The 26,213-nt window shown below is 66.9% G+C and carries 21 protein-coding genes; 13 read left to right on the top strand and 8 right to left on the bottom strand.

What is annotated here, in order from left to right; all coding sequences use genetic code 11:
* Window positions 1-225 precede the first annotated feature (225 nt).
* On the bottom strand, window positions 226-1,350 hold the full coding sequence (locus tag ACQR1D_RS07220; RefSeq protein WP_434893716.1) for an alkene reductase: 1,125 nt from the start codon (window positions 1,348-1,350) through the stop codon (window positions 226-228).
* Between the two features lie 100 nt (window positions 1,351-1,450).
* Between ACQR1D_RS07220 and ACQR1D_RS07215 the strand changes: the two genes are divergently transcribed.
* The 3 genes from ACQR1D_RS07215 to ACQR1D_RS07205 all read left to right on the top strand — a co-directional run bounded on the left by ACQR1D_RS07215 (window position 1,451) and on the right by ACQR1D_RS07205 (window position 4,845).
* Entirely contained in the window at window positions 1,451-1,840 is a 390-nt protein-coding gene (locus tag ACQR1D_RS07215) for a winged helix-turn-helix domain-containing protein (protein ID WP_316179535.1), read from the top strand.
* A 153-nt stretch (window positions 1,841-1,993) separates the two neighbouring features.
* The gene (locus ACQR1D_RS07210; RefSeq protein WP_316217158.1) at window positions 1,994-2,845 is read left to right on the top strand and encodes an SDR family NAD(P)-dependent oxidoreductase; all 852 of its coding nucleotides are present in this window, start codon (window positions 1,994-1,996) and stop codon (window positions 2,843-2,845) included.
* A 410-nt stretch (window positions 2,846-3,255) separates the two neighbouring features.
* Complete coding sequence (locus tag ACQR1D_RS07205) at window positions 3,256-4,845, top strand: hypothetical protein (protein ID WP_434893717.1); 1,590 nt, start codon at window positions 3,256-3,258, stop codon at window positions 4,843-4,845.
* On the opposite strand, the gene ACQR1D_RS07200 is transcribed toward ACQR1D_RS07205, so the two are convergent.
* From ACQR1D_RS07200 to ACQR1D_RS07185, 4 genes are all read right to left on the bottom strand, one after another.
* On the bottom strand, window positions 4,766-6,046 hold the full coding sequence (locus tag ACQR1D_RS07200; RefSeq protein ID WP_434893718.1) for a hypothetical protein: 1,281 nt from the start codon (window positions 6,044-6,046) through the stop codon (window positions 4,766-4,768). The genes ACQR1D_RS07205 and ACQR1D_RS07200 overlap by 80 nt on opposite strands.
* Complete coding sequence (locus tag ACQR1D_RS07195) at window positions 6,043-7,047, bottom strand: hypothetical protein (protein WP_434893803.1); 1,005 nt, start codon at window positions 7,045-7,047, stop codon at window positions 6,043-6,045. The genes ACQR1D_RS07200 and ACQR1D_RS07195 overlap by 4 nt, the downstream gene beginning before the upstream one ends.
* 380 nt (window positions 7,048-7,427) lie before the next feature.
* The gene (locus ACQR1D_RS07190; protein ID WP_315716622.1) at window positions 7,428-7,703 is read right to left on the bottom strand and encodes a YiaA/YiaB family inner membrane protein; all 276 of its coding nucleotides are present in this window, start codon (window positions 7,701-7,703) and stop codon (window positions 7,428-7,430) included.
* Window positions 7,704-7,759: 56 nt separating this feature from the next.
* Entirely contained in the window at window positions 7,760-8,458 is a 699-nt protein-coding gene (locus tag ACQR1D_RS07185; RefSeq protein ID WP_434893719.1) for a PspA/IM30 family protein, read from the bottom strand.
* Between the two features lie 103 nt (window positions 8,459-8,561).
* On the opposite strand from ACQR1D_RS07185, the gene ACQR1D_RS07180 reads away from it, so the two are divergent.
* From ACQR1D_RS07180 to ACQR1D_RS07165, 4 genes are all read left to right on the top strand, one after another.
* Window positions 8,562-9,179 (top strand): TetR/AcrR family transcriptional regulator, encoded by a 618-nt coding sequence (locus ACQR1D_RS07180; protein WP_315801864.1) that lies wholly within the window; start codon window positions 8,562-8,564, stop codon window positions 9,177-9,179.
* Between the two features lie 381 nt (window positions 9,180-9,560).
* A complete protein-coding gene (locus ACQR1D_RS07175; RefSeq protein WP_434893720.1) occupies window positions 9,561-11,195 on the top strand; it encodes an ABC transporter substrate-binding protein in 1,635 nt (544 codons plus the stop codon).
* A 252-nt stretch (window positions 11,196-11,447) separates the two neighbouring features.
* A complete protein-coding gene (trpS, locus tag ACQR1D_RS07170; protein ID WP_434839679.1) occupies window positions 11,448-12,467 on the top strand; it encodes a tryptophan--tRNA ligase in 1,020 nt (339 codons plus the stop codon).
* A gap of 22 nt (window positions 12,468-12,489) precedes the next feature.
* Entirely contained in the window at window positions 12,490-12,834 is a 345-nt protein-coding gene (locus ACQR1D_RS07165) for a hypothetical protein (RefSeq protein WP_315801861.1), read from the top strand.
* Between the two features lie 38 nt (window positions 12,835-12,872).
* Here ACQR1D_RS07165 and galE read toward each other — a convergent pair whose 3' ends face one another.
* A complete protein-coding gene (galE, locus tag ACQR1D_RS07160; RefSeq protein WP_434893721.1) occupies window positions 12,873-13,868 on the bottom strand; it encodes a UDP-glucose 4-epimerase GalE in 996 nt (331 codons plus the stop codon).
* 600 nt (window positions 13,869-14,468) lie between these two features.
* On the opposite strand from galE, the gene ACQR1D_RS07155 reads away from it, so the two are divergent.
* A complete protein-coding gene (locus tag ACQR1D_RS07155) occupies window positions 14,469-15,602 on the top strand; it encodes an HlyD family secretion protein (RefSeq protein WP_434839677.1) in 1,134 nt (377 codons plus the stop codon).
* Window positions 15,589-17,214, top strand: coding sequence for an MFS transporter (locus tag ACQR1D_RS07150; RefSeq protein ID WP_434839676.1), 1,626 nt, complete (start codon window positions 15,589-15,591; stop codon window positions 17,212-17,214). Before ACQR1D_RS07155 ends, ACQR1D_RS07150 begins: the two co-directional genes overlap by 14 nt.
* Window positions 17,215-17,472: 258 nt before the next feature.
* Here the strand turns inward: ACQR1D_RS07150 and ACQR1D_RS07145 are convergent, their stop codons facing one another.
* Window positions 17,473-18,948 (bottom strand): M81 family metallopeptidase, encoded by a 1,476-nt coding sequence (locus ACQR1D_RS07145; protein ID WP_434839675.1) that lies wholly within the window; start codon window positions 18,946-18,948, stop codon window positions 17,473-17,475.
* Between the two features lie 217 nt (window positions 18,949-19,165).
* Here ACQR1D_RS07145 and ACQR1D_RS07140 point away from each other — a divergent pair, with 217 nt between their 5' ends.
* A complete protein-coding gene (locus ACQR1D_RS07140) occupies window positions 19,166-20,023 on the top strand; it encodes an adenylate/guanylate cyclase domain-containing protein (protein ID WP_316217226.1) in 858 nt (285 codons plus the stop codon).
* A 222-nt stretch (window positions 20,024-20,245) separates the two neighbouring features.
* Here ACQR1D_RS07140 and ACQR1D_RS07135 read toward each other — a convergent pair whose 3' ends face one another.
* Window positions 20,246-20,848 (bottom strand): TetR/AcrR family transcriptional regulator, encoded by a 603-nt coding sequence (locus ACQR1D_RS07135; protein WP_315801856.1) that lies wholly within the window; start codon window positions 20,846-20,848, stop codon window positions 20,246-20,248.
* Window positions 20,849-21,038: 190 nt separating this feature from the next.
* Between ACQR1D_RS07135 and ACQR1D_RS07130 the strand changes: the two genes are divergently transcribed.
* The 3 genes from ACQR1D_RS07130 to ACQR1D_RS07120 all read left to right on the top strand — a co-directional run bounded on the left by ACQR1D_RS07130 (window position 21,039) and on the right by ACQR1D_RS07120 (window position 26,213).
* On the top strand, window positions 21,039-22,277 hold the full coding sequence (locus tag ACQR1D_RS07130; protein ID WP_434839674.1) for an efflux RND transporter periplasmic adaptor subunit: 1,239 nt from the start codon (window positions 21,039-21,041) through the stop codon (window positions 22,275-22,277).
* Between the two features lie 279 nt (window positions 22,278-22,556).
* Complete coding sequence (locus ACQR1D_RS07125; protein WP_434839673.1) at window positions 22,557-25,739, top strand: efflux RND transporter permease subunit; 3,183 nt, start codon at window positions 22,557-22,559, stop codon at window positions 25,737-25,739.
* 252 nt (window positions 25,740-25,991) lie between these two features.
* Window positions 25,992-26,213: a hypothetical protein gene (locus ACQR1D_RS07120; RefSeq protein ID WP_434839672.1), complete on the top strand. Its 222-nt coding sequence runs from the start codon at window positions 25,992-25,994 to the stop codon at window positions 26,211-26,213.

Raw genomic sequence — 26,213 nt, 5'->3', positions numbered from 1 at the left:
ATTTGGCGATGCTCAAGACCGCAGAAGAATCCACGCCATGCACCATGTCCAGTCTGTCTGAACCGGACAGCCGTGGGCTTGTCCCGGCCATCCACGTCGGTCGGCACGCTTGGATGGACGTGGATGCCCGGGACAAGCCCGGGCATGACGATGTGGAAAGAGACGAGCGAAGAGCGTCGATCATCGTACGCTTCGTTCCTCGCAATGACGTGGAGAGAGCGGAGGCTACGCCTCGGCTGTCTCCTGATACACCGGATAATCCGTGTAGCCCTTCTCCTCGCCGCCGTAGAAGGTCGGGCGGTTGTAGGGCGTCAAGGGCCAGCCGTGCTGCAGGCGTGCCGGCAGGTCCGGATTGCTGATGAAGTAGCGACCGAAAGCGATGGCGTCGGCATGGCCGGCCTTGATCGCCGCCTCCGCCGGCTCGCCGGTGAAGCCGCCGGCGCCGATCAGCACGCCCTTCCAGATCGGCCGGAATAGGGCGATCGCCGACGGCACGTTCTGCCAGTTGACGTCGGCGCGGCCGGCGCCGGAGGAGCGCGGCTCGATCAGGTGCAGATAGGCGATGCCCAGCTTGTCGAGCGCCTCGATCGCATGGGTGTAGAGCGGCATCGGGTCGGCTTCGCCGGAGCCGTTGGCGATGCCATAGGGCGACAGCCGCACGCCGACCTTGTCGGCACCGCAGGCGGCGATCACGGCCTCGGTCACCTCGAGCAGGAAGCGGCAGCGGTTCTCGATGGAGCCGCCGTAGCGGTCGGTGCGCTGGTTGCTGCGGGTCTGCAGGAACTGCTCGATCAGATAGCCGTTCGCACCATGCACCTCGACGCCGTCGAAGCCGGCGGCCATCGCATTGCGCGCGGCCTGGCCATAGGCGGCGACAAGCGCGGGGATCTCGTCGGTGTCGAGCGCACGCGGCGTCTCGTAGGCCGCCGGCCTGCCGTCCGCCGTCATCGCCTTGAGATCGTCGCCGATCGCGATCGCCGACGGCGCCACCGGCAACGCACCGCCCGGCTGGAACGAGGAATGCGAGACGCGGCCGACATGCCAGAGCTGCAGGAAGATGAATCCGCCCTTGGCATGCACGGCGTCGACGACCTGCCTCCAGCCGGCGATCTGTGCCGTGCTATAGATGCCCGGCACGTTCGGGCTACCGGTGCCGGTCGGCGCGACCGGCGAGGCCTCGGCGATGATCAGCCCGCCCGGCGTGGCGCGCTGCGCATAATAGTCGACGTTGAGCGGCCGCGGCGCGAGCGTCTCCTTTGCGGCGCGCATGCGGGTCAACGGCGCCATCACGACGCGATGCTTGAGGTGATAAGGACCGATCGTGAGCGGTGAAAACAGCGCAGGCAGCATTTCGTCCCCAGATGTCGTTGCGATTGTCGATTGGCATCATCTTGTTCGCAAAACATGATGGTGGCAATGTCCGCCCCACGTCAGTATGAGCAGACCCTCCATGCCGAAAGCGAACGCCCTGCCCTCGCTCAGCCTGCGCATCGATCTCGATGACGGCAGCCGGATCGGGCCGGGCAAGATCGCGCTTCTGGAGAACATCGCGCGGCACGGCTCGATCTCAGCGGCCGGGCGCGCGATGGACATGTCCTACAAGCGGGCCTGGGACCTCGTCGACGAGATCAACCGGGTATGCCGGCAGCCCGCGGTCGCGCGGCAGACCGGCGGCCGCAATGGCGGTGGCGCGGCGCTGACGGCGTTCGGCGCGCAGCTGGTCGAACGTTACCGGCGCATCGAGCGCGACGCGGCCAATGCCGTGAAGAAGGATCTCGCCGCGCTGCGCAGCGACATCGAGAAGCCACGGAAGGCCCGCGCGGCCAGAACCGCGTCGTAAGCCGGTTCCAGCCGACGCGGTGCATCTGTGACCGGACTGATGCGGCTCGCGTTGTAGCCGCAAAAAAACCCGTCTTGCCGTCAGCGGGATGATCTTGCGGCCGCGCCGGGACATCATACACCAGCATCTCATCGTCATGCCGGAGAACCTGCCGTGTCTCACCCTGCCTTGTCCGCCGACCACACCGCCGTCATCACCGGAGGCGCCTCCGGCATCGGGCTCGCCGCCGCCATGCGCTTTGCAGAACGCGGCATGAACGTCTGCATCGCCGATATCGACGAGGCCCGGCTGCGCGACGCCGCCGCCAGGCTCGCGGCTGCGACCAAGCGTGGCGAGGCTGCGGTCATGACCGCCACGGTCGATGTGAGCAGCCGGGACAGCGTGGTCGCGCTCGAAACGGCGGTGCGGCAGCGGTTCGGCGCGATCGACGTGCTGATGAACAATGCCGGCATCCAGCCGGGCAGCAAGATGCTTGCCGACGACAATTGGCAGCGCATCCTCGGCGTCAACCTGTGGGGCATCATCCATGGCGCGCAGGTGTTCGCCCCCGGCATGATCGCACAAGGCCGGGCGGCGCTGATCATCAACACCGGCTCCAAGCAGGGCATCACCACGCCGCCTGGCGATCCCGCCTACAACGTTTCCAAGGCCGGCGTGAAGGCGTTCACCGAGGCGCTGCAGCATGAGCTGCGCAACACGCCCGGCTGCCAGGTGACAGCGCATCTGTTCATTCCGGGCTTCGTGTTCACGCCGCTGACCGCCAATGGCCGCGTCGAGAAGCCGGCCGCAGCCTGGACGCCGGAGCAGACGGTCGACTTCATGCTGGAGCGCGTCGCGGCCGGCGACTTCTACGTGCTGTGCCCTGACAACGACGTGCCGCGCGCGCTGGACGAGCGGCGCATCCTGTGGGCCGCGGGCGACATCGTCGAGAACCGGCCGCCGCTGTCGCGCTGGCATGCCGACTACGCCGACGCATTCGCGGCCTTCGCAAAGAAATCGCCATGATCCGGCCACATCGGAGCGGCGGCCCGTCGTTGCTCTGGATCTCAGCATCATTTCGCCGGACGCGTCGGATCGTCGCAAGGCGCTCCGCGTGCGTTCGGAACGTCCAGCATCGACCGAATCGCGACGGTCGAGCGCTCTTGCAACTCACTGATTTGCCGTGGCGCGACATCGCCGCGGGTCGCGTGCTCTTGAAGCGGCCCCTCACCCGTCAAGCGGTGAGATGTCGCAGCTGTGCGGCAGCGCCCCCCGTATGCCGCACGACAATCTGACGCAGACGCATTCCACATTCCTTGCGCGAAGCAGCCACGAAGCGGGCAGCAGATAGCCCGCATCATCCGCACCCGCGTCAGCCGCGCCCCGTTGCCTCGGCTCATCCGCAGTGGTGCGCAGCCTTGGGGAGTACGTCGGACATGTCGCACCATCATCGTCACCATCACGACAGTCACCACGATCACCATCATCACAACCACCACCATCATCATCACAATCATCACTGCCAGCCGGCGCCTGCGCCGATGCCGCCCACGCCGACACCTCCCACACCCACGCCACCGACGCCCGCGCTCGGCTTTGCCGACCTCGGCGTGGTGTTCAACGACGCGACGCGCTTTCTGGAAGGCGGGCTGTGGCGGAACGTGGTCGACGAAGGCGGCCAGGGGCTTGGCAGCGTCTACAACTACACCGGCGATCTCACCGTGATTCAGGATGGCCTGAAGGCGATGGTTGCCGCCAACCAGTTCACCGGGCAGACGCTGACCAACGTCAACAAGATTCTCGCCGACATCACGGTCGCGCAGGATGCCGCGATGGCGTCGGTGACCGGCGGCGGCGCGTTCGGCAGCATCGCGGCTGCGGAGACCGCGCTGCGCAACGCGCATCTCGACATCCTCAACGTCGTCAACAACGATCCGAACCTCACGGGCAAGGCCACCAACGCCGATGGCGTCACCGGCTTCCTGCAGGCGCCGGCGCTGCTGCCCGAGGGCGTGACGGCCGCAACCGCCGCCAAGGGCACGCTGGCCGAGCTCGGCCTGATCTTCAACGACGCCGCCAACCGGCTGATCGGCGGCGTCAACGACAGCAATGTCGACATCATCCAGGACGATGTCGACGCGCTGATCGCCGGCCTCAATGCGCTGGTCGCCGCCAATCCGCTGCAATTCGGCGGCCTGACCGGCGTGCACGCGCTCGCCATCATCGACCAGCTCGCGCTCGTCAACACCCACATCAACGGCGCGGCCGGCAATGTCGACATCGGTCGCGCGCTCAACGACGATTTCCTCGACATCATCGACATCGTCGCCGGCGACACCAATCTCGCCAACATGGCGCAGCAGAACGGCCTCAACGGCTGGACCGGCTTCGGCGACTTCCTCAATCCGACGCCGGCCTATCAGGACAACCAGGCGCAGACCGATTTCTGGGCCATGTTCATCGCCCAGTCGAACGCGCTCGGCAAGGCGGCGATCGCGGCGGTCAATGCCGGCGACGCCGCCGCGATGGCGCAGGTCACCGCCGACCTGATGACGTTCAAGAAGGACGTCACCGATTTCGACGCGGCGCAGGGCGGCATCTTCCAGGCCCGCTTCGACAACGAGCTGCTCGGCGACCAGAGCACGCTCGGCGCCGAGATCGCCAAGATCCTCGAGGGCTTCCAGGCCGGCAACAAGGCGCTGGTCGCCGCGGCCGCCGACCAGATGCACCAGAACGCAGCCGATGTCGGCGGCAACAACATCCCGGTCAATGGCGGCGCCTACAATGTCGACGGCACCACGATCGGCCAGGTGCTGGCGACCACCGGCGGCGGCAACAGTGCCGACGCCGCCGCCGTCCTGGCGGCCATCACGGCGGCGCCCGCCTCGAACGTGATCATGCTGGCGAGCGCGGCGCCCGCCGCCAGCGCCGCTCCGGCGACCCTCGTCATGGACGGTCCGATGATGGAAGGGCCGATGATGGACATGTCACAGCATCAGCATGCCCACCATCACATGTGGGCGTGACGTCCTGAGGATCAGGCGCCTGCACCAGCAGGCGCCTGACCAGCGCGAGCGCGGTTTCCGTGGCCGGATCGGCCGAGATCACGGAGACCGCGAGCACGATGAGATCGACCGGCTGGTGCGACAGCACGATCACATGCGTCGCATGCCGCGCATCCATCAGCGCCACCATGCGCTCGACGGCCGGATCGGCGACCGCCCGCCGCCACGGCGCATCGGCCCGGCGCAGCACCCGGCTCGACGCGAGAAAGTCGCGCAGCAGCGGCGGATCATAGGCAATCAGCTCATCCTCGCGGCAACGGCGTGCGCTCTCGAAGACCGGCTGGCGCGTGAGCTCGGCGATCAGAGCGTCGCGTGTCGCCGCATTCGACGCCCCGATCGAGTCGAGCACGCCCGGCTCGCGGGCTTGCAGCACCGCGCGCAAGGCGTCCCCGATCAGTCCGATCGTGAGCACGCCGGCCACGGCGACCGCGCAGAAACGCATCAGTTGCGCAGCGTCGACCTCCGGTGAGAGCGCTGCCGCGGCAGCGCCGAGCAAGGCGGCGCCGAGGATCCGCAACATTGTCAGCAGCCCGCTTTGGCGCTGCGTCTCCGCGCTGGCGCCGGCGATCAGGATCGCGGTCACCGCCAGCAGCGCGCCCAATGCGCCGAGCCGCACCGGCATGCCCGGCGCCAGCACGCGAAAATCTGTGATGATGAAGGGGATGACCATGATGGCGCCGAAGGCGACGCGATCGATGGCGCGGTTCTCCCACGCCAGCAGGCTCGCGCGGTCGCGGCGAAGCAGCAGCCAGGCGCAGGTCGCAAAGCCCGCGAGCTGAAAGGCTGACAGCACGATTGTGTGGTGGCTTTCGAACGCGACCGGACCGAGCGCGCCGGCGATCGCGAGAGCCGCGCCGCCGGCAAGGGCAATTGCCTTGAGCGCGCGATGCGCGTGCCGGCGCAGCAGGCCTTCCGTCACCACCAGCGCGCCGAGCGGGATCAGCGCCGCCGGAATCAGCGAGAGGCGGTCGAGGACAGCATTGTCCGTCCACCAGGCGACGCCGCGCAGCAGGAACAGCGAGGCGACCGTCCCGAGCAGAACGACGAGCCGCGCCGTCAGCGGTCCCCGGGGATCGCGCCGGTGCAGCATGGCGGCGGCCACCGCGAGGCCGATCGCGCCGCAGAGGTTGACGATGGAGTCGGCAACGATGCCGGCCGTCATGGCGTGGGCTCGCCGGTCGGCCGGCGCGGACGCAAGGTGCCGAACGTCCTGGTATCGTCGAGCCAGTGCGCCAGCGGCAGGATCATCCGCTGCAGCGCCAGCACGGCCGAGGTCGCCAGCAGCGCCGGCAGCGAGTCCGAGGGGATCTCGCGCAGCAGATAGCGCCGGGCGGCGGCGAGGTCGATCCGGCCGAGCTGCAGCAGGTCGTCGCCCCTGGTGTAGTCCAGCTCGCGCGCACAGAAGCCGTTGTAGACGGGGTCGCGATGCTTGGGCGCGTCGTCATACGTCTTCTTGAGCGCGTCGGAGCCGCCGGTATAGGCGTCGGTGATGACGAAGCGCTGTTCGTCGAACCCGGCCTCGTCGCCGACGCCGAAAACCGCCCGATGCGCCCGCATGATGCCGCGCGCGAGCTGAAGATGCGCAAAGCTCGGCCGGGCCTGCGGCAGCGGCGACGGATAGACGTCGGAGAAGGTCTCGCAGACCATGCCGGCCACCGCCGGCACCTGCGTAACGTTGGAGATCCATTTCGGCCGCAGGCCGTCACGGATGAACAGCAGCAGCGTGGTGAGGCCGTAGAGCACGCCGGAAAGGCCTTTGCCGCGCGCGTCCGGGTCGACCATCACCAGTCCGAGATGCAGCACCTGCTGGGCGTCGCCGTCGCGCTCGACCTGCATCACCGCGAGCGCGTTGAACGCGATCGGCCGGCCGCCCGCCTCCTCCGACACCACGGTGATGATGGCGCGCGCGAGCGGCTCGCGCTGGCCTGAAAAAATGCCATAGGTGAGCTCGCCGGCCGGCAGCGTCTTGCCGGCGATGGTGCGGAGATCGGCTACGAGCGCCGCCAGCGCCGCATCATCCAAGGTCGTCCCCGGGCTCTCGACGATGCGCGTGCGCAACTCCGCGTGGGTTCGCAGCGACAGGTCCATCGCCTCCTGGCCGAGCGCGGTCAGCCAGAAGCTGATGCCGCGTCGGATACGCCCCACTGCTGCGACGATGTTCACTTGTAGACCCACCCGCCAGACCATGCCTGCCGTCACCGGCATCCTAGCATCATGGCCAGATCCGACTGACCTAACCTGACGCCGTTAATGCACGATCATGATGAGAGGCGGAGCGGCGGCAAAGGTAAACGCAGTCTGAATGGCAGCCATGCTTGGGCCGCTCCATCCCTCCCTTGTTCCATGAACGTCCTGCCTCCACGCCGTCATGGCCGGGCTTGTCCCGGCCATCCACGCCGTGCGGCGCCCTCGGAAAAACGTGGATGCCCGGGACAAGCCCGGGCATGACGGAGTAACCAATTGAACGCTTCTGCGTCGCATGCATCTCGTCCGATACGATCGATGCCATAGACCGAGGAAGCAAGGGGGCTGCGACTGCCGGCTTACGCCGCCTTCGACACCTCCATCAGCAGGCGCTCGGCGCGGGCGTCCTCGATACGGTTGACGAGCTTGCCGCTCTCGTGACGGTCGCGCAGCGTCTTCGTCAGGGTGACGCAGGTCTGCACCAGCATGACGATGCCCATCGTCAGATAGCCCTTCATCCAGAGATCGATCGGCATGAAGAAGACGCCGAGAGCGACGAGGAAGGCGGACGCGGCGAAGGAGGCGTAGGAGAAGGTGATGAAGGCGCTGCTGTGCGGCTGGGTGTTCTGGTTCATGGTCGGCTCCTATGATGGCAGTGGTTGTTGATGCGTTCGATCGGGGGTGACGAAATTCAGTTGGCCGGGGCGGTGCGGCCGGCCTTCAGCCGCGCCAGCACGTCGTCGGCAGTGGTCTTGATGCGCGGGCCAAAGCCCTGCTCGGCAAGCTTCTCGGCCGTGGTGATCGGCCCCGTCGCGGCATCGAGCTCCATGAGTGCCTCGTCCGCGGCTTGCGCCTCGATCTGCCGCTCGCGCAGCCGTTTCAGCGTCGCCTCGGCCTCGGGCAGCGTGCACTCGTAAGGACGCGCCGCCTCGATGCCGCCGCGGCGCAGATTGCGCACGGCCTCGGAGGCGCGCGCGATCCGCCGGCCGCGATCGAGCTCGGCAATGCGCGCCTCGGCGTTGACGACATGCCTCTTCAGCCTCGTGATCTCCGTCGCGAACAGCGCCCGCGCCGTCCTGGCGGCGTCGCGCTCGGCCTCGAGGCCGGCGATCGCGTGCGCCGCCTCGCGGGCCAGATCCTCGCGGCCGCCGTCGAGGGCTGCGGTGGCGCGCACCTCGAGATCGGTGATCCGCGCCAAGGTCGCCTCGAGCCGCTTGCCCTCCTGCTGGTCCTGCGCGATGGCCAGAGCCAGCGCGCGCTTGCTGCGATCGACGGCGGCGGCGGCGTCACGCAGCTGCTGATCCAGGATCACCAGCGCGGTCCGGTCCTGCAGCTCCTCCTCCGCGACGGCCACGGTGCCCCGAAACAGCGTCAGAACGGTCTTGAACATTGTGAACTCCCTGTTATGAGCATTGCTCATAGGATTTCTTCTAGCGCAATCATGAGCGGCGCTCAAGGAATATTTTGAGCGACGCTCAATATTTTGGTCGACAATGTCCAAGACACTGGAAAGACGCGCAAAACAGCGCGAAGCCCTGATCGAGGCTGCCGAGCGGATGATCCGCACGCGGGGTCTCGCCGGCCTGAAGACGCGCGATCTCGCCCAGGAGATCGGCGTCGCCAATGGCGCGGTCTACAATCTCGTCGCCGATGTCGACGAGCTCGTGCTGATGGTCGGATCACGCACCCTGGCGCGGCTCGATGCCAACCTGTCCGCAGCCGAGGGCGCGGGCCCTCCCGGCCCCGAGGCTGCGCTGGTGCGCATCGCGATCGCCTATTGCGACTTCGCCGCCCACAATCTCGAGCTCTGGCGCGCGCTGTTCGAACATCGCATGGCGCCCGAGAAGCCGCTGCCCGACTGGGCCATCGCCGACCAGATGCACCTGTTCCGTCACATCCACCAGCCGCTGGCGGCGTTGTTTCCGCAGCGCTCGTTCGACGACATCAGCGTCACCGCGCGCAGCCTGTTCTCGGCCGTCCACGGCATGGTCGCGCTCGGCTTGGAGCAGAAGCTGATCGCGGTGCCGCTCGCCGCCTTGCGCGCGCAGATCGCGACCATGGTGAAGGCGATGGTGACGGGACTGGTGGCGGAGGAGAAAGCCGGCCACTGACGAGAGGCTTGGCGCCGGCGAACAGCATCGTCGGCACCTGATGCCAACAACCAGGCTCGACTGCTTCACGTCTACTTGTTGTCTTAGCTAATTGCCCTCATGCCGGCGCAGCTCTCGCGTTGTTCAGCCGGAATTGACGGCGCGAACAAACAACCGCCGCATTGCTTCGCAGTATCATGTCGACGTTCGGACTTGTTCCAGACAACATGTCTGGGACAGTCGAGCCACCAGCACGCGATGATGAGTGCTGGTCCTGTGACGTGCGCAGATCTCGACGCATGGCCACACTCATCCGGCCGGCAGAACCTGCAGCGTATGACGGCCGCGCGATCAAGAAGAAAACTCCAACGAGTCCATGACGCGCGAGCCAAGGGGGAAATCGTGAGACATTTGCGTGCGCCCAATGACGACCGCGATCCGCCATTCCCGTCCGGCTACGACGACGGCCGGCGTCCGATGTTTGAACAATCGTGGCGCGACGAGCACGACCGGCCCACGCCCGCTGAATTCGCGTCGCGCTACGGCGTGCAGGAGGTTCCTCCGCCGCCACGGGAGCGGCGGTTGCTCGGCGTGCTGAGCGTGCTGGGGCTCGTGGCTGTCGCCGCTGGCGTGGCCGGCTTTGCCGCGATGCGGCTTCCGACGCGGTGGACCGCTGCGCTCTCCGCCAACGGCAGTGCGGAGGTGACGACGCCGGCAACAGTCGCCCCGCTGCCGGTCCGCGCCGCGCAGACAGTCGCGCCGGTCCAGGATGCTTTCCCGACCGGAGCGTTCGCGAGCGCCGTCCCCGTGGTCACGCCGGACCAGAGCATGCCTCTGAGGGAGGAGGACCACGCGCCGAAGCTCGACACGCGGATGGCCAATGCCGCGGCGGCGCCGCCGGCCAGCGCGCGCCCCTCGGTCCAGGGCGTGACCGACACCGAAATCAGCTTCGGAATGGCGGCGCCGTTCTCGGGTCCGGCCCGGGAGATGGGCCATCAGCTCAAGCTCGGCATCGACCTCGCCTTCGCGCAGGCCAACGAGGAAGGCGGCGTGCATGGCCGGCAGCTCAAGCTCTACACGGCCGATGATGCCTATGAGCCGACGCGGACGCTGAACGCGATGAAGGAGCTCTACGAGCAGCACAAGGTGTTCGGCTTCGTCGAGAACTACGGCAGCCCGACGGCCCTGATCTCGGTGCCCTACGCGCTCGAGCACCATGCGCTGTATTTCGGCGCCTTCACCGGGGCTCCTTCGCTCCGCCGCGACCCGCCGGACCGCTACGTCTTCAACTACCGCGCCGGCTACGCCGAGGAAGCCCATGCGCTGGTGAACTATCTCGTCAAGAGCCGCAAGCTGCGACCGCAGGAGATCGGAGTGCTCACCCAGCAGGACGCCTATGGCGACGCGGGGTGGGAGGGCGTCAGCAAGGCGATGCACGCGCTGCGCGGCGGCGCGGGCGACGCCTTCCGCATGAGCTACAGCCGCAACACCGTCAATGTCGACGAGGCCATCGCGCAACTCCGCCGGCAGAAGCATGCGATCAAGGCCGTCGTGCTGGTCGCCACCTTCCGCGCCGCGGCCAAGTTCATCGAGAAGACCCGCGACCTCTATCCGGACATGACCTACGCGACGATCTCGGGCGTCGGCAGCACCGGCCTCGCCAGCGAGCTGATGGTGCTCGGCCCGCGCTATGCCGACGGCGTCATCTGCACCCAGGTCACGCCGGCCGTCGACGGCTACGCCTCCGTCACCCTGAACTACAAGAAGGCGCTCGCCAAATATTTCCCCGGCGAGCCGGCGGACTACTCGTCCCTGGAAGCCTATCTCACCGCCAACGTCCTGATCGAAGGGCTGCGGCGCGCCGGTCCCGCCGTCGACACCGAGTCGCTGGTCGACGTCCTCGAATCGATGCAGAACTACGAGCTCGGCGTTGGATCGAAGGTGAGCTTCGGCCCCTCCGACCACCAGGCGCTGCACAAGGTCTGGGGCACGCAGCTCGACAAGACCGGCCAGTATCATGCGATCGATCTCGAATAGACGGAATGGCCGGATCGCGCCGCGCTCGGCGCATGTCAGCGGGTTGCGTCGATCCGCGATTTCGGCCATATCGGTCCGATGATCAAGACCGAGACCCTGCGCGCGAACATGTGGTGGCGCTCCATCTAGGAGCGGCACGGCCTCGTCTTTGATCGCCCGTCGCCGCCGTTCATCGGCCTGCGACGCGGTTCTTGTCATCAACAGCATCGAAGAGCTCGATCGAGCGGCGGTTCTCACTCCTGGAGAACCACAATGCGTCCCTCAGTGCCAGACCGTCCCGTCATCCTGACCGGCGACAGAACCACCGGCCCCCTGCACCTCGGCCACTATGTCGGCTCGCTGCGGAACCGCGTCGCGCTGCAATCCACGCATCGGCAATTCCTGCTGCTGGCCGATGCCCAGGCGCTCACGGACCACGCCCATGATCCGGCCAGGGTAAGCCGGAACGTCCTGGAGATCGCGACCGACTATCTCGCCGTCGGCATCGATCCGGAGATGACGACCATCTGCCTGCAATCGCATTTGCCGGCGCTGGCTGATCTCACGCTGCTCTACATGAACTTCGTCACGGTGGCGCGGCTCGAGCGCAACCCGACCATCAAGGACGAGATCCAGTCGCGCGGCTTCGGCCGCGATATTCCGGCCGGCTTCCTGTGCTATCCCGTCGCCCAGGCGGCCGACATCACCGCCTTCAAGGCGACCATCGTGCCGGTCGGAGACGACCAGGCGCCGCTGATCGAGCAGACCAACGAGATCGTCCGCCGCATCAACCGCCAGGCGGGCAGCGAGGTGCTGCCCGAGGCACGCGCGCTGATCCCGAGCGTCGGGCGCCTGCCCGGCGTGGACGGCAAGGCCAAGATGAGCAAATCACAGGGCAACACGATTCCGCTCTCCGCCACGGCGGACGAGATCCGCGATGCCGTCCGCCGCATGTTCACCGATCCCGGCCACATCAGGGCCGCGGATCCCGGCCGCGTCGAGGGCAATGTCGTCTTCACCTATCTCGACGCGTTCGACGACGATCCTGCGGCTGTTGCGGACCTCAAGGCGCGTTATGTCCGAGGCGGCCTCGGCGACAGCATCGTGAAGCGGCGACTCGATGACGTGCTGCAGGCCGTGGTCGCGCCCATCCGCGACCGGCGGGCGGCGTTGGCGCGCGATCCCAGCCATGTTCTCGACATCGTCAGGCGCGGCACCGAACTCGCGCGCACCCTCACTACTGCGACCTTGCGCGACGTCCGCGACGCGCTCGGTCTGTTCACGCTGCAATAGCTCTCGAATGATGAGGCCGCATGTGCCGCCGGATCGAGACCAAAGCGCGGCGGCATTTACCGGGCGGAAACCGTTGCTGTCGTTGAATGCGAGCATGGCTCAGTTGCGCATGGAAGTTCGCGATTCGGCCGGCACCATCCTGCCGGGCTATGGCGACGCATTCTTCGACCTCAGGCTACCCGGCGATCACCGCCGCGTGGCGCAGACGCTGCTCCAGATCATTCGCGGCGACGATTTCCGCTCACCGGTCCACAGCGTCCACTTCTTCCGGGGCGCTTCCGAGATCGGCTGCTGGTCGGTCGACGACGAGCGCGCGGAGATGAGCTTCGTGGACGAGTTCGCGCACACGCCGCCGGCCGCGGCGTAACAACTTCCCCGACAAGCTCCCGACACGCGGCATCGGCCTCATGCGATCCTGGGGTGCGCGGTCTGGTGCCAGCTCCAGGCCGAGCGGATGATCGTGCCGAGATCGGACCGATGCGCCGCGAAGCCGAGCTCCTGCCGGGCAAGACGGGGATCGGCGACCAGGACCGGTGGATCGCCGGCGCGGCGCGCGCGCACCACCAGCGGAACCGGCTCGCCGGTCTCGCTGCCGATTGCATCGACGATCTCGCGCACCGAATGGCCGCGGCCGGTGCCGAGATTGTAGGTGCCGCCCGAACCGGTCTGCAGCAGACGCTCCACTGCCGCGATGTGGGCTGCCGCGAGATCATCGACATGAACATAGTCGCGCACCGCGGTCCCGTCGGGTGTGTCATAGTCGGTGCCGAAGATCGCGAAGTCCGGCACATGGCCGAGGATCGCCATCAGCGCCCGCGGGATCAGGTGCGTCTCGGGATCGCGCAGCTCACCGATCAGGCCTGACGCGTCGGCGCCGCCGGCATTGAAGTAGCGCAGCACGATGGCCGACAGGCCGTAGGCCGCCTGATAGTCCGCCAGTATCTGCTCGATCATGTATTTCGAGCGGCCGTAGGGATTCAGGGCCGATCCCGCGGCGCTCTCGGGAATCGGATCCCGCCCGGCGTCGCCATAGACCGCGCCGGTCGAGGAGAACACCAGCCGCGCGCAGCCGGCCTCGCGCATGCCCTGCAGCAGGCGCAGGCTGCCGGCGACGTTGTTGAGATAGTATGCCTCCGGATCGGTGACGGATTCGCCGATCGTGCTCGGCCCGGCCAGGTGCATGACCGCGCCGACCCCGTGGGCGCGGATGGTGTCAGCCACTCTGGCGCTGTCGGCGATGTCGCCGACCACCAGCGGTCCCCACCGCACGAAGCGGCGATGGCCGGTGGACAGATTGTCGTAGCAGATCGGCACGTAGCCGGCCCCGGCAACGGCCTTGCAGCAATGAGCCCCGATGTAGCCGGCGCCTCCGGCAACCAGGATCGCTCCGTTGTGACCCATGCATGAAGGCCTTCTGATCAGCGAACGGCTGGACCCAGTCGCGGATGCGAAATGTGACCCAGCGCGGCGACCGCTGCAACCGGGCAGCGCGCCGGCCGGCGTCACCGACAACCGCTTGGCGGCACGCCGCTCTGCGCGCTCTTAACGGTCTTGCACCCCGGCCGGTCGTCCGGTGGCGGTCAGGTGATGCCGAATAGCTGATGTCACGCGATGGCAGCACGACATCTAGCCGTGAACAGACCTCGTACCGGGCTGCGCCGCTGATTCGGACGCGGTTCGTTCAAGTCGCGTTCTGAACGTTAACGTGAGCGCGCGCGACGTCGCATTCTGGGACATCATGCGCGGGCTGGTCGCGGCAGCGAGTGCAGCGCCGATGTCGTTGGCGCGATTCCGGCGCGGCGATCGCAGGCTGTGCCTGTGCTCAACCTGCTGGCCTGTTAGCTGTTTCATCACGGTCCGATCGCCTGCCGGTTCCGTTCGGCGCGCAGATGTCCATGCCCCGCGGCGCATGGCTCACAACCCAGAGTCCAGGTGGCACGCGGCGCAGAATGGGGTACGAGTCGTCGGACTGATCAGCGTCGGCCGATGCAGGAGGCTTCCTTGAGTGAAACACCTGGTAACGTCGACGCGGCGGCGCGCGCTGCATCGACGCCGCCCCCCTCGTCCGCCGCGGCGCCCGGGCTCTGGGCGCGTCTCGGCATTCCGCTGCTTGCGGTGATCGCAGCGCTCGCCTTCGTGGCGCTCGCGACCACGCGCTGGAACGCCTGGACCGGCAACGCAACGACCCAGTCGACCAACGATGCCTATGTGCGCGCCGACCTGACGCAGCTCTCGAGCCGCGTGGCCGGCGAGGTGACGAAGGTTGCGGTCAGCGATTTCCAGCAGGTCAAGGCCGGCGACCTGCTGGTCCAGATCGATCCGGCCGACTACGAGGCACAGGTGTCGCAGGCCGAGGCCAATGTCGAAGCGGCGCAGGCGGCGCTCGACAACCTCAGCAACCAGGTCGAGCTGCAATACGCGACCATCGCCCAGGCCGAAGCGCAGCAGGTCTCGGCCGGCGCGGCCGAGGTGCTGGCCAGGCAGGAGGAGGAGCGCCAGCAGTCGCTGTCGCAGAGCGAGGCAGGGACCAAGCAGCGGCTGGAACAGGCAACGGCCGCCTATGCCAAGGCACAGGCGGACGTGCGCGCGAGCCGCGCGGTGATCGCCGCCCAGCGCCACCAGTTGGAGGTGCTCACCGGCACCAAGAAGCAGCGCGGCGCCGATCTCGCCGGCGCCAAGGCCGCGCTCGCCGCGGCGCGGCTCAAGCTCGGCTACACCAGGATCACTGCGCCATTCGACGGCGTCGTCGGACAGCGCCAGGTGCAGGTCGGCGACTACGTCAACATCGGCAGCAGCCTGATCGCGGTGGTGCCGCTGCCGCATGTTTTCGTCATTGCCAACTACAAGGAAACGCAGCTCACCCATGTCGCGCCCGGCCAGCCGGTCGAGGTCACCGTGGACTCGTTCCCGGGCCAAAGGCTGCATGGCCGCGTCGATCGGATCGCGCCGGCCTCCGGCTCGCAATTCGCGCTGCTGCCGCCCGACAATGCCACCGGCAACTTCACCAAGGTCGTGCAGCGCATTCCGGTCCGCATCGCCCTCGACGGCGACCAGCCGCTGCTCGCGCGGCTGCTGCCGGGCATGTCGGTCGAGACCCACATCCGCACCGCCGGCCAGGCCGATGGCACCAAGTGAGACCGATCGCGGACCGCTGTCGCGCGGCGGCCAGGCGGCGCATCCGCTGTTTGCCGTCGGGGCGGTGCTGCTCGGCTCGTTCCTGGCGAATTTCGACAGCCGGCTGACCTCGGTCGGCCTGCCCGATCTGCGCGGCGCGTTCTCGCTCGGTTTTGACGAGGGCGCCTGGCTGTCCACCGCGGCGATCGGCTCGCAGATCGTGATCGCGCCGGCGGTGGCGTGGCTCGCGACCGTGTTCGGTCTGCGCCGTGTGCTCGGCATTCCCAGCCTGATCTACGCGGTGCTGTCGCTGATCATTCCGTTCGTGCGCGACTATCCGACCTTGATCGCGCTCGCGATCCTCCACGGCATGCTGCTCGGCACCTTCGTGCCGGCCACGCTCATGATCATCTTCCGCAACCTGCCGATCCGCTGGTGGCTGCCGGCGATCTCGATCTATGCGATCCGGGTCGGTTTCGCGCTGGATACCTCGACCTCGCTGGTCGGCTTCTACGTCGAGCATCTCGGCTGGCAGTGGCTGTACTGGCAGGGCGTCGTGCTGGCGCCGCTGATGGCGCTGATGGTCTATCTCGGCACCCCAGCCGAGCCGGTCAACCGCACGCTGCTCGAGAACGCCGACTGGGGCGGGATGCTGCTGCTCGGCAGCGCCGTGGCGATGATCTATGCCGGGCTCGACCAGGGCAACCGGCTCGACTGGCTGCAATCCGGCACGGTGATGGCGCTGCTATCAGGCGGCGCCGCGCTGTTCGTCCTGTTCCTCGTCAACGAGGCGCTCGCCCCGCAGCCATGGGCGCATTTCAACGTGCTGTTCTCGCGCAACATCGGGCTGTCGCTGGTCGTGATCCTGCTCTACACGCTGACCAGCCTCTCGAATGCGTCGCTGGTGCCGAACTTCCTCGCCACGATCACGCAGTTGCGGCCGGAGCAGAGCGGCTCGCTGCTGTTGTTCTATGGCGCGCTGCCGATGATCGTGCTGGTGCCGCTGTCGATCGTGCTGCTTCGCCATCTCGATCCCCGCATCGTCGTCGTGCTCGGTCTCAGCGCCTTCGCGGCGGCCAATCTGCTCGGCACCCAGATCACCCATGCCTGGGCGCGCGAGGATTTCATCGTCATCGTCGTGCTGCAGTCGATCGGACAGGCCCTGACCTTGCTGTCGATCATCATCCTCGCGCTGTCGAATTCCGATCCGGCCCGCGCGACCTCCTTTGCGGCCTACATCCAGGTGATGCGGCTCGGCGGCGCCGAAATCGGCGTCGCCCTGATGGGAACGTGGCTGCGGGTGCGCGAGCAGTTGCATTCGGCCTATCTCGGCCTCAACATCCAGAGCGGCGACCTCGACGTCGCGCGCGCGCTGCAACGGCTGACCGGCTATTTCGCCGCGCATGGCGGCGGCCAAGCCAAGGCGCGCGCCGTCGGGACCTTGGCCGCGCAGGTCCAGCGCGAGGCCAACGTGCTCGCTTATCTCGACGCGTTCTGGCTGTGCTTCTGGCTCGCGATCGCCGCGCTCCTGCTGGTCGCCCTGATCACGCGCGCGCCTCCGGGCCCGTTCTCGCCGACACCGATCAGTCTGAGGGCGGCGTGGATGCGACGGTTCGGATCGTCGACGACGTGAGCGGGCCCGCCCCCGCATGCGGGGTCGTAGCTTTCTCTCCAACGACGCCGGCGCGCCTCTGCGCCTTTAACCTTCTCGCGAAAGCCGAGCCGCGCGATCAGGATCGCCGGCGCTGCATGTTGCGCGCCATCTCGGAGAGATACGACATCTAGCCGTGAACAGATTTCAAACCCTGATTCGCAAGCGATTCGGACGCGGTTCGTTCCAGCCGCGTTCCGAACGTTAACGTCGCTGCGATGATCGTCGCATTCTGGGACATCATGCGCGCGATGGTTGCGGCAGCTCGTCGAGCGGCCATTTCGGACGCTTGATCTTCTTGTAGGGCAACGTCGTCACGTCGCGCGCGACCACGCCGGGCGCATCGACCATGATGATGTCGGCCGCGATCGGCGCAAATGCCGCGCGGAAATGCTGGGCGGATTTCACCACGACGAGCTTGCGCGTGGCAGGATCGCAGCCGAGCTGGGTGAAGAAGTCGGTGCCGAACGCCTGGCAGCGGAACGTCGTGATCACGACCTCGACGCCATTGCTCGCGATCAGCGCGCAATCGCCGAGCTTGGCGGGCGTGCCGGCGAGGCCCGTCATCACCATGTTCTCCTTCAGCGCCTTGATCTCCCAGGTCGCATCGACGGGATCACCCGACAGCGGCCCGATCTTGCCGCCGATCCGCAGCGGCAGCTTGGCGCCGACGCCGGCATCGAAGGCGATGCGCACCGCGATCGGATCCCAGAGTGGACCGAGGCAGGCATTGCCGATGTTGCGGTCGAGCAGCCGGCGCAGGATGAAGGTGGAATCGCCGGGCGCACCGCCGCCGGGATTGTCGCTGGCATCGCCGAGCACGATGGTGCCGTCTGTCGCCAATGCCTGGTCAAGCGCGGCATCGACGCCGGGCATGCGCTCGGTCACCGCCTCGCGCATGCCGATCAGTTCGTCCGCAAGGCGGCGTGCCAGCGCCTTCGCCCTGACACCGTCCGGATCGACGGCGGCATCGCTATAGACCAGCACCTTGGTGCCCATGGACGGCGTGTCGCCCCAGCCGAAGCCGTGAACGATCGAGACCGAGACGATACCGTCCTTGCCTTCCAGCGCGGTGATGCGGTCGACGAAGCTGCGCACCGGCTCGCGCGTGGTGTGCAGGGTGACGATCATGTCGGTGTCGACCAGCGCCTTCTGCAGCTTCAGCCGCTTCTCGGCGATCTCGGTGCAGTGTTTCACCAGATCCTGCGCGCGCTCGAGAATGTCGGTGTGCGGATATTCCTTCCAGCAGATCAGAAGATCGGCGCTTCTGACCATCAGCTCGCTCATATGAACGTGGGGGTCGAGCGTGGCGCCGACGACCACATCGGGTCCGACGATCTCGCGTATCCGCGCGAGCAGCTCGCCCTCGCAATCATCATAGCCGTCGGCGATCATCGCGCCGTGCAGGCCGATCAGCGCCATGTCGACCGGCAGCGCGGCTTTGAGGTCGGCAAGGATCTGGTCACGCAGGGTTTCGAACGCGGCGCGGGTGACGAGCCCGTTGGGCACGGCCGCGGCCACCAGCCCTTCGATCAGCGTCCAGCCCTTGGACGGCCCAACCTGGCGCGCAGCCCATAGTGGCCCGCCATGCATCTGCATCTTGTCCGGGTGCTGGCCGGCGGGGAAGTAGGCGCGCTCATGGAAGGTCGCGAGCCCCGTGGGCATCGGCGCGAAGGTATTGGTCTCGGTGGCAAGGGCGGCGGAGAAGACACGCATGAAGGCTGAACCCGGTGGTTGCGAGGAAAGGCAGGCGCGCACCGGCCCGGCCGGCGATGCAGGCCCACAAAGAAACGGACCTCATCAGGAAGCGCAAGAGACCCATGCGAAGGGCGACCGCCGCACAGCGCATGGGACGGAAAACAGCGCGGCCTGATCCCGCTGCGCCGGATGATGCCTGATGCATTTGGCAATCGATGAGGCTACGATCGGCTACATGGCGGACGATAAATTGAAACGGCGGTTGACGACAGTGCTGTGCGCGGATGTGCACGGCTATTCCCGCCTCATGGGAGCCGACGAAGCCGGTACGCTGGAGACGCTGCGCCGCTACCGCACGGCCATTGCAGGATTGGTGGAGCGCCATGACGGGCGCATCGTCAATACTTGGGGCGATGCCGTGATCGCCGAGTTCGCCAGTGTCGTCGAGGCCGTGCGGTGTGCCGTCGAAATTCAGCAGGAAATCAGTCAGAAGCCCACGCCATCCAACGGACACCAGATGCAGTTTCGCATCGGGATCAATCTGGGAGATGTGATGGTGGATGGTTCCGATATCTTCGGCGATGGGGTCAATATCGCGGCGCGCCTGCAAGAACTGGCCGAGCCCGGCGGCATCGTGGTCTCGGCCCCCGTCTACGACCAGGTGCACAACAAACTGACTGTCGGCTTCGACTGTCTTGGCCAGCCACCGCTGAAGAATGTTGCCCCCGTGACCAGCTATCGTGTCACGATCGGCGGCCGTTCCGGCCAGCGACCCGACCTCCCGGTTGACGACGGCGCCCTCCATGCGCGCGCGTTTGCGGCCTCGAGCGCTCCACCTCCTTTTCGCGACGGCGATGCGCGATCCACGTCGATCACCTCGATCGCGGATCACTTCGCGAGCCTGCCTCGTCCCCTCGCAATGGCCCTCACGGTCTCCGGCTTTCTGCTTCTGATCAATGTTTTCACCGGTCTGCACAGAGTCTGGTTTCATTGGCCGGCCGCAGCATTGCTGTTCGCCGGCATCATGCGGACGGTGCTCCAGAGCAGGCCTCCTTCGGACAAGATTGAGCGACGTCGGACGCGCCGGGACTAAGCGGCTGGTGGTTGCGAGCGCTCTATTCGGCCCGGAATCAGATCGAAGCCCGGCATCGCGAAGGTGCGCTTTAACGGCTGCGGGCTGACGGTCCGGAAAACGCCGATATCCTGCTACGATCTCACAGGCCGTCACTCCTACGCCTGCTCGGGGCTTCGCGAACACACAGATGGAGACAGCTTGAGAATGTCGCATGGCGGCTTGGCTCCGCGCGACCGGGCATTACGCCCGCACAGACTGCTCCTCGACCGACCTGATCGCCACGGCCGCAACCTGGGCCAGAGCCTCACGGTCGCCGCCGGAGGAGGCCATCACGCTCATGCCCGTGATCACGGCCGAGACGTAACGCGCGAGCGCGGCCGGATCCGCGGCCGGGGCCAGATCGCCTTCGCGCTTGGCGCGCTCGAAACGGTGCCGGAGCTGCTCCTCGGTCTGCGCACGGCGGGCCGCGAGCTCGAACGGCACGTTGGCGGAGCCGGAGCCGCAGGCGAGACCGCCCTGCACCAGCAGGCAGCCGGGCGGATTGGAGGGATCGGTCTGTTTCTCGGCGACGCCCATCAGCATCCGCGCGGTGACCTCGCGGGCGGTCGGCGCGCTCAGCACCTCGTCCATCCAGGCCTCCCGTCGCGCCGTGTAGCGGTCGAGCGCGGCCTTGAGCAGGGCTTCCTTGCTGCCGAACGCGGCATAGAGGCTGGGCGGGTTGATGCCCATGGCGTCGGTGAGCTGGGCGATGGTCGCGCCCTCATAGCCATGGCGCCAGAACACCTCCATCGCCTGGTCCAGCGCGGTGTCGCGATCGAAAGTCCGGGGCCGTCCGATGCCCATGTGCAAAACTCCTGTTCCCGTCTCCGCCCCGTCTGATTCTTATCTAGTTGTTATTGAACGCGATTTCTTTGATCTGGCGCAGTCGCCGAAAGTCGGGCTACTATTTTCGTAGCATCCGTTACATAAGTCTCTTGCGAACGGGTTGCCAGCGCCACATTTGTAGCGAGCACTACAAATCTGGAGCGCGCCAATGCCTTCGCCCGAAATTCGTTCCTCCGGCCGCCTGAAGCGGTGGCTGGGCACCGTCGCCGCAGCCGGCATGGTGATTGCCGCCGGATCCTACGCCGGCTCCCAATATTTCCACTTCAGTCCTGCGCCGAATGCGGCCCGGGCTGCGGCCCCCGAACAGGCCGTCCCCGTGACGGTTGCCGTCGTCGAGCCGCGCCAGGCGAGCCTGTGGGACGAGTTCTCCGGCCGGCTCGAGGCGGTCGAGCGGGTCGAGATCCGGCCGCGGGTGGCCGGCGCCATTCTCGGCACCAATTTCACCGAGGGCTCGCTGGTCAAGGCCGGCGACGTCCTGTTCAAGATCGACCCCGCGCCCTACGCCGCCGAGGTCGACCGGGCGCAGGCGCAACTGGAAGCGGCGCGCGCCCGCGCCGCCTTCGCCGCCAATGAGCTGGAGCGCGGCGCGCAGCTGGTCGGCAACTCCATCGTCACCAAGCGCGACTACGACCAGCGCGACAACGGCAATCGCGAGGCGATCGCCAACGTCAAGGCCGCGGAAGCGGCGTTGCAGGCCGCAAAACTCAATCTCGACTACACGCAGGTGCGCGCGCCGGTCGACGGCCGGGTCGGCCGGATCGAGGTCACCGTCGGCAACCTCGTCGCCGCCGGGTCGGCCTCGCCGGTGCTGACCTCGCTGGTGTCCGTCAACCCGATCTATGCGAGCTTCGACGCCACCGAAGAGCTGGTGTTGCGCGCATTGTCGGCGATTGCCGACGGCTCCGGCAAACGCGGCAATCTCGACCGCATCCCGGTCGAGATGACGACCTCGGGCGGCATCACGGCATCCGGCCATATCCAGTTGATCGACAATCAGGTCAACGGGCAGAGCGGCACGATCCGCGTCCGCGCCGTGTTCAAGAACGAGGACGGCCGGCTGATCCCCGGCCAGTTCGCGCGCGTGCGCATGGGCCAGCCGCAGCAGCAATCGCTGGTGCTGCTCGACGAGCGCGCCATCGGCACCGACCAGGACAAGAAATTCGTGATGGTGGTCGGCGACGATGAGCGCGCTGTCTATCGCCCGGTCAGCCTCGGCGGCAGCGTCGATGGCCTGCGCATCATCTCCGCCGGCCTCAAGCCCGGCGAGCGCGTGGTCGTCAACGGCCTTCAGCGGGTGCGGCCGGGCGCGTTGCTGAAGACGCAGGTGGCAGCGATGGGCGCGCGGGACGGGGCGGCGTCTGACAACAAGCAGCTGGCGCAGCGCTGAGCATCATCGAGGCCCGTCTGCCAACGCCAACCACAACTGTCGTCCCCGCGAAAGCGGGGACCCATAACCACCGGCCGTGCTTGTCGACCAAGAAAGATGACCCGCAGTCTTATTCAACAACTGGCCTTCCGCGGTATGGGTCCCGGCGTTCGCCGGGACGACGCCGAGGGTGAGGCGACAGCGAGATCCTATTTGGCGCCGCTCAGCGTCTTTGAACAAGCCTACCGACAACTAACAACGTCAGCCACGCGCTGAAGTCTCCCGACCACGGGGCCTCCCATGAACCTCTCCAAATTCTTCATCGATCGGCCGATCTTCGCAGGCGTGCTGTCGACGCTGATCTTTCTCGGCGGCTTGATCGCGCTGTTCTCCATGCCGATCTCCGAATATCCCGACGTCGTGCCGCCCTCGGTGGTGGTGCGCGCGACCTATCCCGGCGCCAATCCGAAGGTGATCGCCGAGACGGTGGCGACGCCGATCGAGGAGCAGATCAACGGCGTCGAGAACATGCTCTATATGAGCAGCCAGGCGACCACCGACGGCGCGATGACGCTCACGGTCACCTTCAAGCTCGGCACCGATCCGGACAAGGCCACCCAACTGGTGCAGAACCGCGTGCAGCAGGCCGAGCCGCGGCTGCCCGCCGTGGTGCGGCAGCTCGGTGTCATCACCAAGAAGAGCTCGCCCGACCTCACCATGGTCGTGCATCTGATTTCGCCGAACGGCCGCTACGACACGACCTATCTGCGCAACTACGCGGTGCTCAACGTCAAGGACCGGCTGGCGCGCATCGACGGCGTCGGCGACGTGCAGCTGTTCGGCGCCGGCGACTATTCGATGCGGGTGTGGGTCGATCCGCAGAAGGCGGCCGAGCACGGCCTCTCCGCGTCCGACATCGTCAAGGCGATCCAGGCCCAGAACGTCGAGGCCGCGGCCGGCGTGGTCGGGGCATCGCCGAGCGTCAAGGGGCTCGATCTGCAGCTCTCGGTCAATGCCGAGGGCCGGCTGTCCAACGAGGACCAGTTCGCCGACATCGTGGTCAAGACCGGCGCGCATGGCGAGGTCACGCGGCTGCGCGACGTCGCCCGCATCGAGCTCGGCGCCTCCGAGTACGGCCTGCGCTCGCTGCTCGACAACAAGCAGGCCGTGGCGATCCCGATCTTCCAGGCGCCCGGCTCCAACGCGCTGCAGATCTCGGACAACGTCCGCGCCACCATGGCCGAGATCAAGAAGACGATGCCGGAAGGCGTCGAGTACCACATCGTCTATGACCCGACGCAGTTCGTGCGCTCCTCGATCGAGGCCGTCGTGCACACACTTTTCGAGGCCATCGTGCTGGTCGTGATCGTCGTGATCCTGTTCCTGCAGACCTGGCGTGCCTCGATCATCCCGCTGCTGGCTGTCCCCGTCTCGATCGTCGGCACCTTCGCGGTGATGCATCTGTTCGGCTTCTCGATCAACGCGCTCAGCCTGTTCGGCCTGGTGCTCGCGATCGGCATCGTCGTCGACGACGCCATCGTCGTCGTGGAGAACGTCGAGCGCAACATCGAGAGCGGCCTGTCGCCGCGTGACGCCACATATCAGGCGATGCGCGAGGTGTCGGGACCGATCATCGCGATCGCTCTGGTGCTGGTCGCGGTGTTCGTGCCGCTCGCCTTCATCTCCGGCCTCACCGGGCAGTTCTACAAGCAGTTCGCGCTGACGATCGCGATCTCCACCGTGATCTCCGCGGTCAACTCGCTGACCTTGTCGCCGGCGCTGTCGGCGCTGCTGCTCAAGGGTCACCATGATCCGAAGGACCGCCTCACGCGGATTCTCGACAAGAGCCTCGGCTGGTTCTTCCGCGGCTTCAACCGCACCTTCGTCCGCGCATCCGAGAACTACAGCGGCAGCGTCTCCAAGGTGATCAGCGGCAAGGCCGCCGTGATGATGCTCTATGTGCTGCTGGTCGGCGCCACCGCGTTGCTGTTTAAGCAGGTGCCGGGCGGCTTCGTGCCCGGCCAGGACAAGCAATATCTGGTCGGCTTCGCGCGGCTGCCGGACGGCGCTACGCTCGATCGCTCCGAGGAGGTGATCCGCAAGATGAGCGACATCGCGCTGACGCAGCCCGGTGTCGAGAGCTCGATTGCCTTTCCGGGCCTGTCGATCTCCGGCTTCACCAACTCCTCGAATGCCGGCATCGTGTTCTCCGGGTTGAAGCCGTTCGACGAGCGCAAGGACCCGGCGCTGTCGGGGCCGGCGCTGGCGATGCAGCTCAACAAGAAGTACGCGGGCATTCAGGATGCCTTCATCGCGATGTTCCCGCCGCCGCCGGTCAACGGTCTCGGCACCATCGGCGGCTTCAAGCTGCAGATCGAGGATCGCGCCGGCCGCGGCTACGAGGCCCTGAACGACGTCACCACCGCCTTCATGGCAGCCTTGCAGAAGTCCCCGGAGATCGCCGGCGCGTTCTCGAGCTTCCAGGTCAACGTGCCGCAGCTGTTCGCCGACATCGACCGCACCAAGGCGCTGCAGCTCGGCGTGCCCGTCACCGAGGTGTTCAACACCCTGCAGATCTACCTCGGCTCCTACTACGTGAACGACTTCAACAAGTTCGGCCGCACCTATTCGGTGCGCGTGCAGGCCGACGCGCCGTTCCGCGCCCGTGCCGACGATATCCGCCAGCTCAAGGTGCGCTCCGCCTCCGGCGACATGGTGCCGCTGTCGGCGCTGCTGAACATCAGGCAGAGCGCCGGGCCCGAGCGCGCCATCCGCTACAACGGCTTCCTATCGTCGGACATCAACGCCGCGGCGGCGCCCGGCTTCTCCTCGGGCCAGGCGCAGGCGGCGGCCGAGCGGATCGCGGCCGAGGTGCTGCCGCCGGGCTTTGCCTTCGAATGGACCGACCTGACCTATCAGGAGTTCATCGCCGGCAACTCCGGACTCTGGGTATTTCCGCTGGCGATCCTGCTGGTGTTCCTGGTGCTGGCCGCGCTGTACGAGAGCCTGACCTTGCCGCTCGCGATCCTGATGATCGTTCCGATGGCGCTGCTGGCGGCGATGTTCGGCGTCTACCTCTCGAAGGGCGACAACAACATCTTCACCCAGATCGGCCTGATCGTGCTCGTCGGCCTCTCGGCCAAGAACGCGATCCTGATCGTCGAATTCGCGCGCGAGCTCGAATTCGCCGGGCGCACACCGCTGCGCGCCGCGATCGAGGCCAGCCGCCTGCGGCTGCGGCCGATCCTGATGACCTCGATGGCGTTCATCATGGGCGTGCTGCCGCTGGTGCTGTCGACCGGCGCAGGCTCCGAGATGCGGCGCGCGATGGGCGTCGCGGTGTTCTCCGGCATGATCGGCGTCACCGTGTTCGGCCTGTTCCTGACGCCTGTGTTCTACGTGCTGCTGCGAACACTGACCGGGATGAAGCCCCTCACCCAGCATGGCGGCCACGGCACGGTGGCGGCTCAGCCCGCGGAGTAAACAGGAATGTGAACGCGCGTGATGTCGAGGGCCCGGAAACGCGATCGTCTCTTGATTCGTAGAGACAAATGGCAGTCGGCGCCCCCCATCACGCTCCCCGATGATCCGTTTAACGATCAATTCTACAGGACTGTGAAACGGATCACAGACCAGCGCAGCGGGATGGAGGACGCCAACTCCAGCACGTTGCGCCGACCCGGCGGCCTGTCCCGCACCAGGCCGCCGGGTCATTTGACCACAAGGAGTTGCAACATGGATTTTTTGAATCAAATGGTGGCAGCCCGGCTGATGAAGACGGCCGAGGGTTTTCAGCGCATCGGAGCACATGGAGGATTTCGCCGTCTCGCCGGCCCGGTCAGCGCTACAGCCAGCTCACGCCCCGCGGTGGGCCTGGTCGTCGACAATTCGGCAGCACGTGATCCGTCGCTATCGCAGAGCTGCCCGGAGCGCGATGGCTGCGGCGCCGGCCTGTAG

Origin of the sequence: Bradyrhizobium sp. HKCCYLRH2047 (genome assembly GCF_051168175.1) — a bacterium.
In the GTDB taxonomy this organism is placed as follows: Bacteria; Pseudomonadota; Alphaproteobacteria; order Rhizobiales; family Xanthobacteraceae; genus Bradyrhizobium.
Note: the sequence above shows the minus strand (reverse complement) of the source record. Positions and strands in the feature narration are given on the sequence as shown.